The sequence below is a fragment of the Streptomyces sp. GbtcB7 genome, assembly GCF_019091445.1.
Taxonomy (GTDB): domain Bacteria; phylum Actinomycetota; class Actinomycetes; order Streptomycetales; family Streptomycetaceae; genus Streptomyces; species Streptomyces mirabilis.
Map to the genome: position 1 here is coordinate 171,247 of NZ_JAGXJM010000005.1, position 19,166 is coordinate 190,412.

The window sequence follows — 19,166 nt, forward strand, 5'->3', positions numbered from 1 at the left end:
CTGAGCCGATCTCGGCGAGGTCTATGAGCCGATCCTGGCGATGAGTACGCAGCCGTCGTCCTCGCGCTCACTCTCGCCGAATTCCTCGACAACCGTCCGTACGCAGTCCTGGGCCGTGCGGGCTCCGCGGAAGCGCGGGGCCAGGTCGAGCAGCCTCTGGACGGCTTGCGCTCCATAGTGTCCGGGGACCAGTCCGTCGGTGTGCAGGAGCAGCAGGTCGCCGTCTTCGAGGGTCTCTTCGGCCTGCCCGTAGACGGCCCCCGAGGTCGCCCCGAGCAGCACACCGTCCGGCGCTGCCAGCGTGCGCCCCGTCCCGTTGCGGAACAGCAGCGGGGCGGGGTGTCCTGCCTGCGCCCAGGTGAGGGTGCGGGTCTCGGGCCGGTAGCGGCAGCAGACGGCGCTGCCGAGGGACGGCTGCACCGAGGCGTCGAGCAACTGGTTGAGCCAGGACATGAGTTGCCCGGGCTGGGTGCCCGCGACGGCCATGCCGCGCAGGGCGCCGAGCAGCATCGCCATGCCCGAGGCGACGGTGACGCCCTGCCCGGTGAGGTCACCGACACTCAACAGCGTCGCTCCGTCGGGCAGTTCCATCGCGTCGTACCAGTCGCCGCCGATCAGCGCGCTGTTCGAGGAGGGCAGATGGCGGGCGGCGAGGTCCAGGGCCTCGGGGCCCCGCTGCGGGAACCGCAGGGAGCCGCGCCAGGGCGGCAGCACGGCCTCCTGCAGCTGGACCGCGAGCCGGCGCTCGCTCTGCGCGTGGTGCCGGTGCAGCTGAAGCGACTCACGGCTCTCGCTCACCGTCCGCTGGCTGCGGCGCAGTTCGCTGACATCGCGCAGCACGGCCCACATCGCGGCGGTGCTGCCGTCGGTGTCGAGCACGGGCTCGCCCATCATGTGCACGGTCCGTACCCCGCCGTCGGGGCGCACGATGCGGAACTCGCCGTCGATGGGCTTCGCGTCGATGAGGCAGTCGGTGACCATCGCCGTCAGCATCGGCCGGTCCTCGTCGAGCATCAGCGACGGCAGTTCGTCGAGGGTGAGCGGGGGAGCGGCGGGGTCGCGGCCCAGGATGTCGTAGAGCTCTCCGGACCAACTGGCCTCGTCCGTGAGCAGGTTCCACTCGGCACTGCCCACCCGGCTGAGCAGCGAGCCGCGCCGGGGCGCGGCCGACACGGCCGGTGCGGCGGGCATACCGGCCGGCTCCGCGGTCACCGGCGGGGGTCCGTCCCGCAACTGTGCCAAGTGCTCGTCGAGGTCGTCGAGTTGGTGCATCGCCAGATCGCACAACGCGCGCTGCCAGCGTCCTTGGGGGTCCGTGCCGTCGAGGGGAGCGTCCCGTCGTACGGCGTCCATCTCGCCGCGCAACCGTCGCGTCTGCGAAATGAGCGCGTCGACCGAGCCGCGCGGGGGCGGCTGGGCGGATGGGCGGTCCGCAGAGAGATGGGACGGCATGACGCACTCCGATGGGGGACGGTACGACCAAGGCTGGGCGGAAGGACCGTTACGACTGTTGCACAGCCCGCGACGCCCTGTAAGGGATTTGGCAACACACGATCCGGTGGTGCTTCTGGCATATGCCGCAGTCCAGACGGACGGGTCAACCGGCATGGATTCGGTACGCGGGTCGCGCGCCCAAGTCGTAGAAAGCGTACGTGACTTGAGGGGTTCCAGGGGTGGCCGGGACCCTCCTTCATTTCTTTGTTCGACGGTCATATGTACGCGGCGTGTCCATGCCGGGGAACGAGGGGCCCACGTTCACAGTGAACGGACGAAAAGTGGCGGCGTTCGGCCGCTGTTCATTCGTCCCTCACCGCATCGGTATGACCCTTGGCGATTGCCACGTGCACGCTGTCGCGCGGTGTGCCGCAGGGGCACTCCGGTGACGAGGGGGCGGGCGAATGACACCGATCAGCCGAAGAGGCTTCGTGGGACTCGGCGCATCCGTGGCGGCGGGCGCCGCGCTGGGCGTCGGCTCGCGCCCGGCGGCGGCCGCCGGCGCGACGACCGGCACCATCTCGGACGTACGGCACGTCGTCGTCCTCATGCAGGAGAACCGCAGCTTCGACCACTACTTCGGCCGCCTCAAGGGCGTCCGCGGCTTCGACGACCGCAGCGGGATCACCCTGTCCGGCGGGTACTCCGTCTTCAACCAGCCGAACGGCGCCGGACGGCAGTACCCGTGGAAGCTCAGCTCCACGCCCGCCGCGGGCGGCAAGGACGGCGAGACCCTCGCACAGTGCAACGGCGACCTCCCGCACTCCTGGTCCTCGCAGCACTCCGCCTGGAACAAGGGACGCCTCGACAACTGGGTCTCCGGCGTCGGCAACGTCCGCTCGCTCGGCTACCTCGACCGCTCCGACATTCCCTTCCACTACGCGCTCGCCGACAACTACACGATCTGCGACGCCTACTTCTGCTCCGCACTCAGCGCGACCGGCCCCAACCGCACCTACCTGTGGAGCGGCAAGGTCGACGGCTCCAGCTACGACGGCGGCGACGAGTCCGGACTGACCTGGCAGAACTACGCCGAGGCGCTCCAGACGGCCGGAGTGACCTGGAAGGTCTACCAGAACGCGCAGGACAACTACGGTGACAACGGCTGCGCCTACTTCAAGAAGTTCGCCTCCGCGAAGGCGGGCGACCCGCTGTACGACCGCGGCATGGCCTCCGTGCCGAAGGTCACCGGCTCCACCCCCGACGACATAGCCGCCGCCATCAGGGCCGACGTCCTCGCGGGCACCCTGCCCCAGGTCTCCTGGGTGGTCGCCAACCAGGCCTTCTCCGAGCACCCCTATGCCCCGCCCGGGGACGGCGCCCACTTCGTCGACCTGGTGTACAAGGCCCTCGCGGCCGACCCGGACGTCTTCGACTCCACCGTCCTGTTCCTCAACTACGACGAGAACGACGGCTTCTTCGACCACGTGCCGCCCCCGGCCCCGCCCGCGAACACGGCGGGGGAGTTCCTCAACGGCGTCCCGTACGGTCTCGGCTTCCGTGTCCCGATGCTCGTCATCTCGCCCTGGACGCGAGGCGGCTGGGTCTCCTCGGAGGTCTTCGACCACACCTCGGTCCTGCGCTTCCTGGAGACGTGGACGACGGCGCTCGGCAAGCCCGCCGCCTGCCCCACCATCAGCGCCTGGCGCCGCAAGGTCACCGGCGACCTCACCGGGGTCTTCGACTTCGGCAACCCGGCCTACGGGACGGTCCCGCTGCCCGCCACGAGCGTGCTCGGGATCGCCACCTGCGGCCCCCTGCCCAACCCGGTGCCGACCACCAACGCCCTGCCCGCCCAGGAGCCCGGCACCCGACCCGCCCGCGCCCTGCCCTACCAGCCGAACGGCTACCTGGACCACCTGGAGTTCGGGTCGGGCGGCAAGGTCCTCGCCTGGTTCACGATGGCCAACCAGGGCACCCCGGCCGGCAGGGCCGCGCACCTGTCGATCCACCCGAACGCCTACCGCGACACCACGCCCTGGCAGTACACCGTCGACGCCGGCGCCACCGCCTCCGACTCCTTCAACATCGGCTCGGGGTTCGGCAACGGCAAGTACGACTTCAGCATGGCCGGCCCCAACCGCTTCCTGCGCCGCTTCAAAGGCGACGCGACTCAGGCGGGCAAGTCGGCCGAGGTGAGCACCCGTTACGCCACCGAACCCGGCACCGGCAAGACCGCCCTCTACTTCAAGATGACCAACTCCTCGGCCGCCCCGGTGAAGTTCACGATCACCTCGAACCAGTACCGCGGCGACGGGCCGTGGACGTACACCGTCGCCGCGGGCGGTTCGGTCGAGGACTTCTTCAACGCCGTCGCGTACCAGAACGGCTGGTACGACTTCACGATCACCGTCGACTCCGACGGGAGCTGGTCGCGCCGGTTCACCGGGCACATCGAGACGGGCACGGCGAGCGTCAGCGGCTGATCACGCGTAGAGGTCCGGGCGCGGGGCGAGTTCGACGGTCACCCGGCCGCCGCTCTCCAGCGCCCGGACCCCGGCCTCGGCGACGGCCGAAGCCGCGTACCCGTCCCACGCGCTGGGCCCGGTCACCTTCCCCTGCCGGGTGGCGTCCACCCAGGCCTGCACCTCGCGGTCGTAGGCGTCGGCGAACCGTACGAGGTAGTCCTGTGCCACCTCCTCGCGGGCACCGCCCGCCGTCGTCACCACCATGGTGTGCTCCTCCCCGATCCGCGCGCTCCCGGACTCGCAGACCGCCTCGCAGCGCACCTGGTAGCCGAAGCCGGAGTTGACGAAGACCTCGACGTCGACGAGGGCGCCTTCGGCCGTCTCGAACACCACGAACTGGGGGTCGAGAAGCCCCTCGGGGGCACCCGCGGACGGCCGTGGGCGCAGCACGGTCACGGCGGTGAGTTCCTGGTCGAGCAGCCAGCGCGCCACGTCGATCTCGTGCGAGACGGAGCTGTTGACCAGCATCGCCGAGGTGAAGTCGGGCGGGGAGGACACATTGCGGTGCGTGCAGTGCAGCATCAGCGGACGGCCCAGCCGCCGACTGTCGAGCAGGGACTTCAGGCGCTGGTACTCGGCGTCGTACCGGCGCATGAACCCGACCTGCACCAGCCTCCGGCCGAGCCGCGCCTCCGCCTCCACCACCCGGAGTGCTCCGGCCGACTCCGGCACCATCGGCTTCTCGCACAGCACCGGCAGACCGCGGTCGAAGGCCGCGAGCAGCGCCTCCTCGTGCGCGGGCCCGGGGGAGGCGATCAACACCGCCTGTACGCCGGGCGCGTCGAGGGCCGCCGCCACCTCGGTGTGCACCGATACACCGTCGATGCCGGTGACGGCGTCCTTGGCGCGTCCGGTGTCGGGATCGGCCACCGCCGCCACCCGGGCGCCGTTCACCACCCGATCGATCCGTCGTACGTGGTCGGCCCCCATGTGGCCCGCACCCAGGACCGCGACACCCAACAGCTCACTCACGCGCTCACCTCTCCGGCAGACAGCTCTGGAGGCGATTGTCTGCCGGAATGATCAGTAGCGCAGCACCCCGGCGATGCCTTTCGCGTCACCGAGACTGCCGTCGGGGACGAAACGGACGTCCGCTCCGGTCTCCAGGCACTGCTCGACGATCTCGTCGACGATGTCCTCGCGGGCGTCCAGATCACCGCTCTCGGCCGGGACCAGATGGTCGCCGCCGTCGTCGCGTACCGTCACGCGGTAGTTCTCCTCGACGGCCAGCAGCCGGATCCGGGCCTGGGAGGCGTTCTGCCACACCTCGTCGACCCCGGCCGCGAACTCCTTGCGGCCACGGGCCGACTCGAGCTCCCGTGCCACCGCGTCGGTGTCCCTGCGCTCCTCGGCGCTGATCAGCGGACGGACCGCCTGCCACACGGCGTCGGGGGTGCCGTGCGCGAGTCCGCCGTGCGGGATGTGCGTGGCGTCCTTGGTGACCGTGCCGACCTCGTCGAGGAGGGAGAGCGCGGCGGTCTCGCCGGTGACGTACAGCGGACGAGGATCCTCGCGCAGGACGGCGCCCATCGCGGTGTCGGCGTCCCGCACGAAGTGCTTGGTCCGCTCGTCGCGGAAGGTGCTGGGCAGGTCTCCGATGCGCTCCTTGCGCTCGGCGTTCGGGTCCTCGAGGCTGCGGGTCCGCGGGAAACCGCCGATGCGCTCCTCGGTGACCCGGTCGGCGCCGCCGTTCCACAGCGTCACCCGGTCCGCCGACACCGCGAGCACCCAGAACGGCCGCTCCGAGACCTGCGCGGCGACGAGGTTGCGGGTCAGGAAGGTGTCCGAGAGCACCACGCGTTCGGGCACCGTGCGGGCCAGCGACCACACCTGGTGCTCGCCGGGCGCCGCGAAGATCGCGAGGCCCTCCTCCGCGTGCGCCAGGTCGACCTCCGCGAGGGCCTGGTCGAGCTGCTGGACGAGGTCGGTGCGCCGTTCTCGGGTGACCGCCGGATCGGACTCGATCTGTTTCTTGGCCTCGGCCACGACATTGCGCAGCCGGACCGGATCCTGGGCGTTGTCGGGTTCGCGGCGGTGCGTGGGCGTCAGCACCGACACCGCGGGATATGGCCGCGGCCTGCGCAGCATGGTGAGGGTCGCTGGGCTGAGTGCGTGCTCCATAACAGCACGATAGAGCCGATTCAGTTATCGGGCATTTGGGGCAATTGATTGTTAGTGTCGCTCGGGTCGCCAGATGACGTTCCCCCGCGTCGTCGTCGCACGACGACGCCCGCCTCCGCAGGACGCCCATGACGCAGGCCGATACCGAAACCCATGCGCCCCCGGCCGCCAAACTGACGCTGCCGACCCTCACCACGATGGTCGTCGGCTCCATGGTCGGGGCCGGCGTCTTCTCCCTGCCCCGCCTCTTCGCCCAGGAGACGGGCGTGGCGGGCGCCCTGATCGCCTGGGCCGTCGCGGGCACCGGAATGCTGATGCTCGCCTTCGTCTTCCAGCGGCTCGCGGTCCGCAGGCCCGACCTCGACGCGGGCGTGTACGCGTACGCCAAGGCCGGCTTCGGCGAGTACCTGGGCTTCTTCTCGGCGTTCGGCTACTGGGCCAGCGCCTGCGTCGGCAACGTGACGTACTGGGTGCTCATCATGTCGACGATCGGGGCCGTCGCCCCGGCGCTCGGCGACGGTGACACCCTGCTCGCCGTCGCCCTGTCCTCGGTGGGCCTGTGGTGTTTCTTCTTCCTCATCCGCAGAGGGGTGAAGGAGGCCGCGGCCATCAACCGGATCGTCACCGTCGCCAAGGTCGTGCCGATCCTCGTCTTCGTCGTCCTGGCGCTCTTCTACCTCAAGCCCCGTGTCTTCGCCGAGAACTTCGCCGGCGCCGACTACGCCGGTTCGCTGTTCAACCAGGTCAAGGGCACCATGCTGGCCACCGTCTTCGTGTTCCTCGGCGTGGAGGGCGCCAGTGTGTACTCCCGGCACGCCCGGCGCCGCGAGGACGTCGGCCGGGCGACCGTCCTCGGCTTCCTGAGCGTCTTCGCCATCTTCGCCTCCGTCACCCTCGTGTCGTACGGGCTGCTGCCGATGAGCGAGATCGCCGAGCTGCGGCAGCCCTCCATGGCCGGGGTCCTGGAGAGCGCGGTCGGCACCTGGGGCAAGGTCTTCGTGAGTGTCGGCCTGATCGTCTCGGTGCTCGGCGCCTATCTCGCCTGGACGTTGATGGCGGCCGAGGTGCTCTTCGTCGCGGCCGAGGACGAGGACATGCCCCGCTTCCTCGGCCGCTCCACCGCCGCCGACGTGCCCGTGCCCGCGCTGCTGATGACGACGCTGCTCACCCAGGTCGTGCTGGTCGTCACGCTGTTCTCGGACGACGCGTTCAGCTTCGCGCTCGACCTGACCAGCGCGCTGACCCTGATCCCGTTCCTGCTGGCGGCGGCCTTCGCCCTGAAGACCGCACGGGGGAGTCCCGACGGCGACCTGGCCGTCGCCGCGCTCGCCACCCTCTACACCGCGTTCCTGCTCTACGCGGCCGGACCGAAGTACCTTCTCGTCTCCTTCATCGTCTACGCGCCCGCCACGGTGCTGTTCGTGATGGCCCGGCGCGAGCAGGGCAGACGCCTGTTCTCACCCCGGGAACTCGTCATCCTTCTCGTCTCGATCGCCGGCGCGGTCCTGGGGATCGTCGCCCTGGCGCTGGGCTGGATCAGCCTCTGACCCGCCCGTCCCCGCCCCGGAGAAAGGCACACCGTGACCAGTCAAGACACCACCGGCCGCCCGGCGTACGGCGTCCACTCCGAGGTCGGCAGACTGCGCAAGGTACTCGTCTGCGCGCCCGGTCTCGCGCACCGCCGGCTCACCCCCACCAACGCTGACGACCTGCTCTTCGACGACGTCATGTGGGTCGAGAACGCCCAGCGCGACCACGCCGACTTCGTCAACAAGATGCGCGAACGAGGCGTCGACGTCGTCGAACTGCACGATCTGCTCGCCCGGACCATGGCGCTCCCGGTCGCCAGGGACTGGCTCCTGGACCGGAAGATCACCCCGAACGAGGTCGGTATCGGGCTCGTCGACGGCACCCGCGCCTTCCTGGAGACACTGGAACCGGCCCGGCTCGCCACATTCCTGATCGGCGGTCTCGCCACCGCCGACCTGCCCGAGGAGCACCGCTCCGCCTACCTCGCACTGGCCCGCGAGTCCACGGGCGTACGCGAGTACCTGATGCCACCGCTGCCCAACACCCTCTACACCCGCGACACGACCTGCTGGCTGTACGAGGGCCTCACGCTCAACCCGCTGTACTGGCCGGCCCGGCACGACGAGACGCTCCTGATGAAGGCGATCTACACCTTCCACCCCGACTTCGCGGGCTCGACCGTGTGGTGGGGCGATCCCGAACGGGACTGGCGGGAGGCCACGTTCGAGGGCGGGGACATCATGCCGGTCGGCAACGGCGTCGTGCTCATGGGCATGAGCGAGCGCACCTCACGCCAGGCCATCACCCAGGTCGCGGCGGCCCTGTTCGAGAACGGCGCCGCCGAGCACGTGATCGTCGCGGGTCTGCCGAAGCTGCGCTCCGCGATGCACCTCGACACGGTCTTCACCTTCGCCGACCGCGACCTGGTGACCCTCTACCCGACCATCATGGACGCCGTCCGCACCTTCTCCCTGCGCCCGAGCGACAAGGCCCCCGGCATCGAACTCACCGACGAGGGCGCACGCCCCTTCACCGAGGTCGTCGCCAAGGCCCTCGGGCTGTCCGAACTGCGGATCGTCGAGACGGGCGGGGACGTGTACGCCTCCGAGCGGCAGCAGTGGGACAGCGGCAACAACGCGGTCGCGCTGGAACCGGGCGTGGTGGTCACCTACGACCGCAACACCCAGACCAACACCCTGCTGCGCAAGGCCGGGATCGAGGTCATCACCATCGTCGGCGCCGAGCTGGGGCGTGGCCGGGGCGGCGGCCACTGCATGACCTGCCCCATCATCAGGGACCCGGTGGAGTTCTGAACGCTCAGAACGCGTCCGGATCCGCCGCCTTCCAGTCCGCCTCCCAGGACGCGGGCGGCTCCGCGAGCAGCACCCCAGGCTCCAGCCACTCGTAGAGCTGCGCGTACGACCGTACGGTCGCCGGGTCCGTACGCCGCAGCAGCTGATGCGGTCCGAGCTCGGCCGGATCGCGTACCCCCATGGCGGCCATGATCCGGCTCGCGCTGTGGACCGTGGCCCGCTGGTAGCGGTATACGCGCGCCGACTTGTCGGCGACGTCCAGGGCGCGCACCCGGCGCGGGTCCTGGGTCGCGACCCCGACCGGGCAGGTGTTGGTGTGGCAGCGCCGGGCCTGGAGGCAGCCGAGCGCGAACATCATCGCGCGGGCCGCGTTCGTGTAGTCGGCGCCCTGCGCCAGCCGTTTGACGATGTCCGCACCGGTGGCGACCCCGCCGCTCGCGCCGATCCGCACACGGTCGCGCAGCCCGCTGCCGACCAGCGCGTTGTGCACCATGATCAGCCCTTCGGTCAGGGGCGTACCGAGGGAGGCGGCGAACTCCGGCGGCGCGGCCCCCGTACCGCCCTCGGCGCCGTCGACCACGATGAAGTCGGGCGAGACCCCCTCGGCGAGCATCGCCTTGCAGACGGCGAGGAACTGGCGGCGCGAGCCGACGCAGAGCTTGAAGCCGGTCGGCTTGCCACCCGCCAGCTCCCGCATCCGGGCGAGGAAGCACACCAGCTCGCGCGGGGTCGAGAACGCCCGGTGGTACGGCGGTGACACCACCGCCTCGCCCTGCGGGACGCCGCGGGCCCGGGCGATCTCGGCGCTCACCTTGGCGCCGGGCAGCACCCCGCCGATGCCCGGCTGCGCCCCCTGGGAGAGCTTCAGCGACACGCACTTGACCTCCGGCAGGGCGGCCTTGTCCGCGAACTCCCGTGCCTCGAAGCCCCCTTCCGGGGTGCGGCAGCCGAAGTACCCGCTGCCGATCTCCCAGATCAGGTCGCCGCCGCCCCGCAGGTGGTGGTCCGAAAGACCGCCCTCGCCGGTGTCGTGCGCGAAACCGCCGAGCGCCGCGCCCCGGCTGAGCGCCAGGATCGCGTGCGAGGACAGCGCCCCGAAGCTCATCGCGGAGACGTTCAGCAGGGCCATGTCGTACGGCTGGGTGCAGTCCGGGCCGCCGACACGCACCACGGGCGGCTCGTCCGGCATCTCGACCGGGCGCATCGACGGTTCCAGGTACTCGTACCCGTGCCCGTACAGGTCCAGCCCGGTGCCGAAGGGCTCCTCGGCCTCGACGCCCCCGGCGCGCTCGTACACGAGGCCGCGCACATCACGGTCGTCGGGCCGCAGGAGGAAGCGGAGGTGGCCGAGCAGGGGACGGTTCCGCAGGACCGCGTGGCGGCGCTGGGCCAGGTCCCGGACGGCGAGCGCGGTCAGGGCGAGCAGTACGGCGGCCGCCCACCACCACCAGGGCGAGACGGCCCATGCCAGGACCAGCGCCCCGGCCGCACCCAGGGCGACGAACAGCGGCAAGAGCATCCGGCGCACACCATGAGTCAAACCCATGGGACGGAAAGGGGCGAAAGCGGGCATGCCGCTCGGGTCCCCGAGGATCCCCCCCCCGGGCGCCCCGGCGGATGTTGAGGAAGACTTTGCCCGTGGCCGATTCCCGTTCGCAGACGCCCGGCAGCGGGCCGATCCGCCCGTCCGCGGGACGCAAAGCGCGGCCGAAACCGTCGGGGTGACTGGTCCGGTCAGGTTACGTACGTGTTGACGTCACTTGCGCACATGACACAACCTCGTCATATAGCTGCTCAATACAACTGGTTTTGCGGAAACGCTGGCCCGCCCATGAAACCGCAGGCAGGCGCAGTGCTCCCGGCAGAACCGGACGCGGGAGGTACGCATGTGCGGCATCACCGGCTGGGTCTCCTTCGACCGCGACCTGCGCGCCGAGGCGGAGACATTGGATGCAATGACGGAGACGATGTCCTGCCGGGGCCCCGACGACCGCGGCACCTGGACCGAGGGGCCCGCGGCCCTCGGGCACCGCCGGCTCGCGATCATCGACCTGCCCGGCGGACGCCAGCCCATGACCGCCGAGACCCCGGACGGCACGGTCGCGCTCGTCTATTCGGGGGAGACCTACAACTTCACCGAGCTGCGCCGCGAGCTGACCGACCGCGGGCACCATTTCTCGACCGACTCCGACACCGAGGTGGTCCTGCGCGGCTACCTCGAATGGGGTGAGGCGCTCCCCGAGCGGCTCAACGGGATGTACGCCTTCGCGGTCTGGGACGGCCGCCACGACAAGCTCGTGATGATCCGCGACCGCATGGGCATCAAGCCCTTCTACTACTACCCGACCCCCGACGGCGTCCTCTTCGGCTCCGAACCCAAGGCGATCCTCGCCAATCCGCTGGCCCCGGCCCGGGTCCGCCTCGACGGACTGCGCGAGCTGTTCACCTTCGTCAAGACGCCCGGACACGCGATCTGGGACGGCATGCGCGAGGTGGAGCCCGGCACCGTCGTCACCGTCGACCGCTCCGGTCTGCGCCGCCGCGTCTACTGGCAGCTGGAGACCCGGCCGCACACCGACGACCGCGACACCACCATCGCCACCGTCCGCTCGCTCCTCGAGGACATCGTGCGCCGCCAGCTCGTCGCCGACGTGCCGCGCTGCACCCTGCTCTCCGGCGGCCTCGACTCCTCCGCCATGACCGCGCTGGCCGCCCGGCAGCTCGGCGAGCACGGCGAGAAGGTCCGCAGCTTCGCCGTCGACTTCGTCGGCCAGACCGACCACTTCGTCGCCGACGAGCTGCGGGGCACCCCCGACACCCCCTTCGTGCACGACGTGGCCCGCGCCTCGGCCACCGACCACCAGGACATCGTCCTCGACGCGCACGCCCTGGCCGACCTCGACGTCCGCGCGAAGGTGATCAGGGCCCGCGACCTCCCCATGGGCTTCGGCGACATGGACGCCTCCCTGTACCTGCTCTTCCAGGCCATCCGCGAGCACTCCACGGTCGCGCTCTCCGGGGAGTCGGCGGACGAGGTCTTCGGCGGCTACCTGCAGTTCTTCGACGAGGAGGCCCGCAGCGCCGAGACCTTCCCCTGGCTCGTCCGGTTCAGCCGGGACTTCGGCGACGACGCCGACGTACTGCGCCCGGACCTCACCGAGGCGCTGGACCTGGAGTCGTACGTCGCCGACGGCTACCGTACGGCCGTCGCGGGCATCCGGCGGCTGGACGGCGAGAGCGACTTCGAGTACCGGATGCGGCGGATCTGCCACCTCCACCTGACCCGTTTCGTCCGTGTTCTGCTCGACCGCAAGGACCGCGCGAGCATGGCCGTCGGCCTGGAGGTGCGGGTGCCGTTCTGCGACCACCGGCTCGTCGAGTACGTCTACAACGCGCCCTGGTCCCTGAAGTCCTTCGACGGACGGGAGAAGAGCCTGCTGCGGGAGGCGACCGCCGACCTGATCCCCAAGTCCGTGTACGACAGGGTCAAGAGCCCCTATCCGTCGACGCAGGATCCCAAGTACGCGATCGCCCTCCAGGACCATGCCAAGGACCTCCTGGCCCGGCCCGCGCACCCGGTCTTCGACCTCGTCGACCGGGAGCGGGTCCACCGGGCCGCCCACCGCGACAGCCCGCAGATCACGCAGGCGTCGCGGCGGGGCCTGGAGCGCACCCTGGACCTGGCGCTGTGGCTGGACATGTACGCCCCGGACGTGCTGCTTACCTGAGTGCCCGGTCGGCGGCCGCCTGCGAGGGCTTCCACCACGAGGTCACCGGCTCCCACACCAGGACGACGCGACCGACGCCCAGCTCACGCGCGGTGAACGTACGGCCGAAGCGCGCGGGGTCCGCCGAGACGCTGATCGCCTCCACCCGGCGGGCCTCCGGGTCCGCCGGGTCGGCGATGGTCCGCAGGGCGGCGTACGCCGTCCGGCCCGCATCGAGCAGGTACGGCCCGCTCCGCCCCGCGGGAACCGGCAGGGCGGCGCCGTCGAGGTCCCCGAAGACGACGGTCGGGATGCGGTCGACGGTGCACGCCCGGGTGGAGCGGTTGGTGACGCCGAGGTGCAGCAGGGTGGGGTCGCCGGATCGGTGGGCGTGGACGGTGACGGCCTTCTCGGCGCACCGGGCGGGCCGCGCGGCGGCCGAGCCGCTCTGCGGCACGGCGAGAAGCAGCGCCACGGCGACGGCCGGGAGGGCGAGAACGGGTCGGCTGCGCATCGGTGGGTTCCCCCTGTTTCGGTCACGAGCGGTGTCACGAACGGTGTCATGAGCGATGTCACGAACGGTGAGCGACGCCTGCTCAGTGTGACGGACGAGGTGCCCTTCGGGTTGTGTCCGACCCCTCAGGGGGCCGTCGCATCCTCCGGGCCGCAGGAGCTGCCGTTGTCCGGCAGTGAGCCGTACAGCAGGAAGTCGGTGACCTTCTGGCGCACGCACTTGGACGACGCGTACCCGGTGTGGCCCTCGCCCTTGTTGTCGAGCACGACGGCCGCGGAGCCGAGCCGCTCGGCGGTCTCCTCGGTCCAGCGGTACGGGGTCGCCGGGTCCCCGCGGGTGCCGACGAGGAGCATCTTCGGCGTGTGGACATCGCGTACCTTCTCGCGGATGTAGTCGCTGCCCTTGGGGCGGCCGTAGCACATCAGCAGCTCGTTGAGGCGGAGAGGGCCGAAGATCGGCGACGCCTCCAGATAGGCGGCCTTCAGCTCGTCGATCTCCTTGGTGAGCTGCGCGGCGCTGGGCCGATCGGGGTCGTCGGCGCAGTTGATCGCCAGGAGTGCGCTCTCGAGGTTGTCCGGGGGCACGTTCGCGGGGTCGACCAGCCCGCTGTACGTGGCGTGGGGCAGGGCGTTGCCCCCGGCCGCCTGCAACAGTGGGCTCGGGTCGCCGTCCTGGACGAGTGAGGCGAGGGACCGCTCGAGTTCCGGCCACCCCTTGCGGTCGAAGAGTTCAAGACCCATGGTCGCCACCAGGTCCTGGCCGGAGAACTGCTGCCCGAAGTTCGTCGGCACCGGGTCCTTGTCCAGCGAGTCGACGAGTCGGGCGACCCGCTGACGGGCATCGCGCGGATCCTGCCCGAACGGGCACGACGGGTCCTGGGTGCACCAGGTGAGGAAGTCCTCCAGGGCGGTCTGCTGCCCCTCGGCGCTCACCAGGCCCGACTCGGACAGCGGCTCGGTGAGCGTGTCCACGCCGTCGAGCACCATGCGGCCCGTCTTGTCGGGGAACTGGCTCGCGTACACCGCGCCCAGGCGTGTTCCGTACGAGAATCCCAGGTAGTTGAGCTTCTTGTCACCGAGGGCCTGGCGCATCACGTCCAGGTCCCGGGAGGCGTTGACCGTGCCTATGTGGGCCAGTACCGGGCTGGAGTGCTTGGCGCACTCGTCGGCGTCCTTCCGCACCTGCTTGAGGAGTGCCTCCGGGCTGCTGTCGTGGGTGGCCGGGCCCGTCGCGTCGGAGGTCTGGCCCATCCCGCCGCCGCAGCTGACGGGAGAGGACCGGCCGACACCGCGCGGGTCGAAGGTCACCACGTCGTAGCCGTTGGTGAGCGGCATGAAGTCCTTGCCGCCGGTGGCGAGCTGCGGGACTCCCGGGACGCCGGGGCCGCCGTAGTTCAGCAGTACGGATCCCCTCGACGCGCCGGTGGCGCGGTAGCGGGCCAGCGCGAGGTCGAGCGTCCCGGCCCCTGGGCGCGCGTAGTCCAGCGGGACGGTCACCTGCCCGCACTGCAGATCCGCGGGCATTCCGTCGCCCTTGCAGGTACCCCACTTGATCTGCTGGTGGTAGAAGCGGGACAGATCGGGGCCCTCGGCGGCCGTAGCCACCCCCGAGGGCAGACCCGCCGCCAGCAGGGCCAGTGTCACGACGCCGGCTCCGGCGTACGCCCAGCGTTGGTGCGCGGACAGCATGGATGCCTCCAGGGACGCCCGGCGTCGTACCGGGCGCCAGGGGATAGCTCCTCGCTCACGATAAGCGGGTGTCCGGGAGCGCGCCTCTGGGCGGGCGTTCGATAAACGTGACCCTCGATGGGGTGAAAGCACGATCAGCCATAACGTCGGATGGTCCTCCCGCGTTTTACGCGGTGCGGGTGAGTGCCCGCGTCCATGTCTGGAAGGCAGGGAACCTATGAAACGGGTTACCCGAAATGGTTTGATCGCCGCGGCCGCCGCCTCGGGCGCGGCGATGGCCGTGACGATGCCGGCGCACGCCGACGCCTCGGCGGACGGCGGTACGGCGGCTTCGCCCGGGCTGATCTCCGGCAACACCCTCCAGCTCCCGGTGCACGTCCCTGTGAACGTGTGCGGGAACACCGTGAACGTGGCCGGGCTCCTGAACCCCGCCGCGGGCAACGGCTGTGCGAACGTGAGCGAGGGCGGGGGCCCCGGCGTCGGCGGGAGGAGCCACGGCAGGAGCGGCGAAGGCGCTGGTGGCGTGGCTCGCGGCGGTGCCGTTTCACGCGGCGGTGCTGTCGCGGTCGGGAGCGGAAAGGATTCTCCGGGCGTGCTCTCGGGCAACGGCCTGCAGCTCCCCGTGCACCTCCCGGTGAACGTCAGCGGCAACTCCGTGAGCGTGGTCGGCCTCGGCAACGCGTCCGTGGGGAACACGTCCACGAACACCTCCGGCGACCACCCCCAGCCGGTGAAGACCGCCCCGAGGCCGCACACGACGCCCAGGGCGCAGGTGCCGCCGTACCAGGCCCCGCCGCGGCCGATGGCCTCCCTCGCCCACACGGGCGCCGACCAGACGATGCCGGCGGTCGCCGCGAGCGCCGCCCTGCTGCTGGGCGGGGCCGTGCTGTACCGGCGGTTCCGGCCCACGGGGGTCCGCTGACGCGCAAGGCCCCACCGGGCACACGACCGGTGGGGCCCCGTTCGGGTGGCTTCCGCGAGCGGTCCCCGGGCGGGATCAGCGCATCTCGGGAAGGTCGTCGCGCAGGATGCTGTAGCGCACGCCGTCGCGCCACCGGCCGTCCCGGAACCCCACACTGCGCAGCACGCCCTCGCGGGTGAACCCGGTCTTCTCCAGGGCGCGTTGCTCGGCGATGTTCTCCGCCTCGGTGTCCGCCTCGATCCGCACCACGGTCGTGTGCGCGAACAGGTAACGGACGAGCTGCCGCTGGGCTTCCGTGCCCCAGCCCTTGCCGCGCGCCTCCGGCAGCAGACCGATGCCCATGTTCCAGTAGTACGTGCTCGGGGTGGGCCGGATCTTCCGCCACCCGACGAAGCCCAGGCGCTCCTCGCCGCGCACGACCATCAGATAGCCCGCGTCGTCGCCGAGCATGTGGTCCTCCGCCCACTTGCGCCGCCAGCGGTCCGGGTCCCGCCAGCCGAACCACTGGAAGGGCGTGGCGGTCTCGGGTTCCGTCAGGAACCGCTCCATGACGGGCAGGTCGTCCTCGGCCACCGGGCGCAGGGTCACGTCATCGACACTCATGGACGGCAAGCCTATGAGTGACAGAGGCTGAAATCCCCGTGGAGATCGGGAAGGATGCTGCGGGCGCGGGCGACCGCCGCGCACCCCCGCCGCAAGCGAATGGAGCGCACACATGACTTCTCCTGGTCCCGCGGATCTCGTCGTCGCCCGGGCCTCGCTCGACGACTGGTCGGTGATCAGCGGGTGGGCGGGGGACGAGGGATGGAATCCGGGGCTGTCCGACGCACCGAGCTTCTTCGCCCAGGACCCCGAGGGTTTCTTCATCGGCAGGATCGACGGGCAGCCGGTCTCGGCGGTCTCGGTCGTGACGTACGACGCCGACTACGCCTTCCTGGGCTTCTATCTCGTACGACCGGATCTGCGCGGCCGCGGCCACGGCCTCACCACCTGGAAGACGGCCCTCGCCCACGCCGGCGGCCGGACCGTCGGTCTGGATGGTGTGGTGGCGCAGCAGGACAACTACCGCAAGTCCGGCTTCGAACTGGCCCACCGCACCGTCCGGTTCATCGGAACCGTGCCGGCGGCACAGACGCCACCGGGGGTGCGGCCCGCCGCGGCGGCCGACTTCGCGTCGATCGCGGCGTACGACAGTGCCTGCTGCCCGGCCGACCGCCCCCGCTTCCTGGAGCGGTGGCTCACCGGTCCAGGCCACCGCACCTTCGTCCGCGTCGCCGACGGCCACCTCACCGGCTACGCGGTGGTCCGGCCCGCCCTCGACCGCCCACGCGTGGGCCCGCTGTTCGCCGACACCGCCGAGGATGCCCGCGCCCTCCTGCTGGCGCTGGCCGCCGACGTTCCCGGGGGCGAGGTCGCCATCGACATCCCCGAGTCGAACGAGCCGGGCGTCGCCCTCGCCGAGGGGTTCGGCCTCGCCCCCTCCTTCGAGACCGCCCGGATGTACACCGGCCCGGTCAGGCCGTTCAGCGCCGAGCGCGTCTACGGGGTCGCCACGCTCGAACTCGGCTAGGTCCTGTCCGGCGGATCAGGTCGGGCGCTGGTTCAGGCGGCGGAGCGTTCGTCGGGCAGGCGGCGGCGCAGGGCGGTCTGCTGGATGGCGAGTGGGTTGTAGGCCATGTCGAGCGTCCCGATGTCGGTGCCGGGCGGCACGATCGCGTCGATCTGGTCGAGGATCTCGTCGGTCAGAGTGGTCTCCGCGCCCGCGAGAAGGTCGTCCAAGTGGGCCATCGTGCGCGGTCCGATGATCGCGGAGGTGACGCCGGGATGGGCGATCGCGAACGCCATGGCCAGGTGCGTCAGCGGCATCCCCGCCTTGTCGGCCAGGGGGATGAGCTGTTCCACGGTGTCGAGCCGGCGTTCGTCGCTGAGGTGCTTGAAGCCGAAGGCGGCACGGTGGCTGTCGGCCTGGCGACCCTTGCGGTAGCGGCCGGTCAGCAGGCCGCCCGCGAGCGGGCTGTAGACCAGGGCGCCCATGCCGTAGCGCTCGCAGACGGGCAGCACCTCGCGCTCGATGCCGCGGTTGAGGATCGAGTACGTCGGCTGCTCGCTGCGGAACCGCATCAGGCCCCGTCGCTCGGCGACCCACTGCGCCTCGACGATGTCCGAGGCGGGGAAGGAGGAGGTGCCGATGGCCCGGACCTTGCCCGCGCGCACCAGGTCGGTGAGGGCCGAGAGGGTCTCCTCCACGTCGGTGTCCGGGGCGGGCCGGTGGATCTGGAAGAGGTCGACGTGGTCGGTACCGAGCCGGCGCAGCGAGTCCTCCAGCGCGCGGACCAGCCAGCGCCGCGAGTTGCCTCGCTGGTTGGGGTCGTCTCCCATGGGGAGGTGGGCCTTGGTGGCGAGTACGACGTCGTCCCGGCGGCCCTTGAGGGCCTTGCCGACGATTTCCTCGGACTCGCCGCGTGAGTAGGCGTCCGCGGTGTCGACGAAGTTGATGCCCGCGTCCAGCGCCTTGTGGATGATCCGGACGGAGTCGTCGTGGTCGGGGTTGCCGATGGCGCCGAACATCATCGCGCCCAGACAGTACGGGCTGACCTTGATGCCGGTTCGGCCCAGTGTGCGGTACTTCATGAGTCTCCTTGTGCGTCGGCCGGTGCCGGCCGCGGCGCGTTAGGCTGGCGGAAACGGAACAGCGTTCAATCTAGACGATACGGAACGGTGTTCCGGTTAGCAAGGGGAAGCATCGTGAGCGAGGAAACGACTCGGGAAGGCGACGCCGCCGCGGCGCAAGGGCAGCCCCGTAAGCGGCTGCGCGCCGACGCGCAACGCAGCACCGACGCCCTGCTCGCGGCGGCCGCGGAAGTCTTCGCCACCTCGGGAGTGGACGCACCCGTGCGGGAGATCACCGCCAAGGCGGGCGTGGGGGCCGGCACCCTCTACCGCCACTTCCCGCAACGCTCGGACCTCATCGCCGCGGTCTTCCGCCACGAAGTCGACGCCTGCGCCGACGCCGCACCCTCCCTGGCGGCGCGGTACGAACCGGCCGAAGCGCTCGCCAAGTGGCTCCAGCGCTTCGCGGGCTTCATCGCCACGAAACGCGGACTCAGTGCGGCCCTGCACTCGGGGGACCCGGCCTACGACACCCTGCCCTCCTACTTCCAGCAGCGCTTCATGCCCGTCCTCGGCGCGCTCCTCGACACCGCGGCGAAGGCCGGCGAGATCCGCTCCGACGTCGACCCGGAAGACCTCCTGGTCGCCACGCGCAATCTGACCCTGCCCGCCCAGGAAGACGACAACGGTCACACCCCGCGCATGATCGCCCTGCTCGTCGACGGACTCCGCTACGGCGCCCCCGCACGGGAAACCCGCTGAAGGACAGGCGTCCGGACAGGTCCTGGTGCCCTGCGGA

At 70.9% G+C, this 19,166-nt stretch carries 15 protein-coding genes; 7 read left to right on the forward strand and 8 right to left on the reverse strand.

Annotation, left to right across the window (positions count from 1 at the left end; translation table 11 throughout):
• Window positions 1-21: 21 nt before the first annotated feature.
• The gene (locus KVT44_RS11050) at window positions 22-1,452 is read right to left on the reverse strand and encodes a PP2C family protein-serine/threonine phosphatase (protein WP_217566888.1); all 1,431 of its coding nucleotides are present in this window, start codon (window positions 1,450-1,452) and stop codon (window positions 22-24) included.
• A gap of 446 nt (window positions 1,453-1,898) precedes the next feature.
• Between KVT44_RS11050 and KVT44_RS11055 the strand changes: the two genes are divergently transcribed.
• Entirely contained in the window at window positions 1,899-3,920 is a 2,022-nt protein-coding gene (locus tag KVT44_RS11055) for a phosphocholine-specific phospholipase C (RefSeq protein WP_217566889.1), read from the forward strand.
• Here KVT44_RS11055 and KVT44_RS11060 read toward each other — a convergent pair whose 3' ends face one another.
• Together KVT44_RS11060 and KVT44_RS11065 are read right to left on the reverse strand one after the other, a co-directional pair.
• On the reverse strand, window positions 3,921-4,934 hold the full coding sequence (locus KVT44_RS11060) for a Gfo/Idh/MocA family protein (RefSeq protein WP_217566890.1): 1,014 nt from the start codon (window positions 4,932-4,934) through the stop codon (window positions 3,921-3,923). It lies immediately after the preceding gene.
• A gap of 51 nt (window positions 4,935-4,985) precedes the next feature.
• On the reverse strand, window positions 4,986-6,083 hold the full coding sequence (locus tag KVT44_RS11065) for a chemotaxis protein (protein ID WP_217566891.1): 1,098 nt from the start codon (window positions 6,081-6,083) through the stop codon (window positions 4,986-4,988).
• 128 nt (window positions 6,084-6,211) lie between these two features.
• Here KVT44_RS11065 and KVT44_RS11070 point away from each other — a divergent pair, with 128 nt between their 5' ends.
• Both KVT44_RS11070 and KVT44_RS11075 read left to right on the forward strand, forming a co-directional pair.
• Entirely contained in the window at window positions 6,212-7,630 is a 1,419-nt protein-coding gene (locus KVT44_RS11070) for a basic amino acid/polyamine antiporter (RefSeq protein WP_217566892.1), read from the forward strand.
• Between the two features lie 33 nt (window positions 7,631-7,663).
• A complete protein-coding gene (locus KVT44_RS11075; RefSeq protein ID WP_217566893.1) occupies window positions 7,664-8,926 on the forward strand; it encodes an arginine deiminase in 1,263 nt (420 codons plus the stop codon).
• Window positions 8,927-8,930: 4 nt separating this feature from the next.
• Here KVT44_RS11075 and KVT44_RS11080 read toward each other — a convergent pair whose 3' ends face one another.
• Window positions 8,931-10,445 (reverse strand): FMN-binding glutamate synthase family protein, encoded by a 1,515-nt coding sequence (locus tag KVT44_RS11080; protein ID WP_217566894.1) that lies wholly within the window; start codon window positions 10,443-10,445, stop codon window positions 8,931-8,933.
• A 367-nt stretch (window positions 10,446-10,812) separates the two neighbouring features.
• Between KVT44_RS11080 and asnB the strand changes: the two genes are divergently transcribed.
• Window positions 10,813-12,654: an asparagine synthase (glutamine-hydrolyzing) gene (asnB, locus tag KVT44_RS11085; protein ID WP_217566895.1), complete on the forward strand. Its 1,842-nt coding sequence runs from the start codon at window positions 10,813-10,815 to the stop codon at window positions 12,652-12,654.
• Here asnB and KVT44_RS11090 read toward each other — a convergent pair.
• Both KVT44_RS11090 and KVT44_RS11095 read right to left on the reverse strand, forming a co-directional pair.
• A complete protein-coding gene (locus KVT44_RS11090) occupies window positions 12,647-13,147 on the reverse strand; it encodes a DUF4232 domain-containing protein (RefSeq protein WP_099924494.1) in 501 nt (166 codons plus the stop codon). The genes asnB and KVT44_RS11090 overlap by 8 nt on opposite strands.
• A gap of 125 nt (window positions 13,148-13,272) precedes the next feature.
• Window positions 13,273-14,835: an alpha/beta hydrolase gene (locus KVT44_RS11095; RefSeq protein WP_217566896.1), complete on the reverse strand. Its 1,563-nt coding sequence runs from the start codon at window positions 14,833-14,835 to the stop codon at window positions 13,273-13,275.
• 217 nt (window positions 14,836-15,052) lie between these two features.
• On the opposite strand from KVT44_RS11095, the gene KVT44_RS11100 reads away from it, so the two are divergent.
• Entirely contained in the window at window positions 15,053-15,757 is a 705-nt protein-coding gene (locus KVT44_RS11100; protein ID WP_217566897.1) for a chaplin, read from the forward strand.
• A gap of 75 nt (window positions 15,758-15,832) precedes the next feature.
• On the opposite strand, the gene KVT44_RS11105 is transcribed toward KVT44_RS11100, so the two are convergent.
• Window positions 15,833-16,360, reverse strand: a complete 528-nt coding sequence (locus tag KVT44_RS11105) for a GNAT family N-acetyltransferase (RefSeq protein ID WP_095856429.1) — start codon at window positions 16,358-16,360, stop codon at window positions 15,833-15,835.
• A gap of 112 nt (window positions 16,361-16,472) precedes the next feature.
• Here KVT44_RS11105 and KVT44_RS11110 point away from each other — a divergent pair, with 112 nt between their 5' ends.
• Entirely contained in the window at window positions 16,473-17,327 is an 855-nt protein-coding gene (locus tag KVT44_RS11110; protein WP_217566898.1) for a GNAT family N-acetyltransferase, read from the forward strand.
• 32 nt (window positions 17,328-17,359) lie between these two features.
• Here the strand turns inward: KVT44_RS11110 and KVT44_RS11115 are convergent, their stop codons facing one another.
• Entirely contained in the window at window positions 17,360-18,388 is a 1,029-nt protein-coding gene (locus KVT44_RS11115; RefSeq protein ID WP_217566899.1) for an aldo/keto reductase, read from the reverse strand.
• 114 nt (window positions 18,389-18,502) lie between these two features.
• Here KVT44_RS11115 and KVT44_RS11120 point away from each other — a divergent pair, with 114 nt between their 5' ends.
• Entirely contained in the window at window positions 18,503-19,129 is a 627-nt protein-coding gene (locus KVT44_RS11120; protein WP_217566900.1) for a TetR/AcrR family transcriptional regulator, read from the forward strand.
• Window positions 19,130-19,166: the final 37 nt, after the last annotated feature.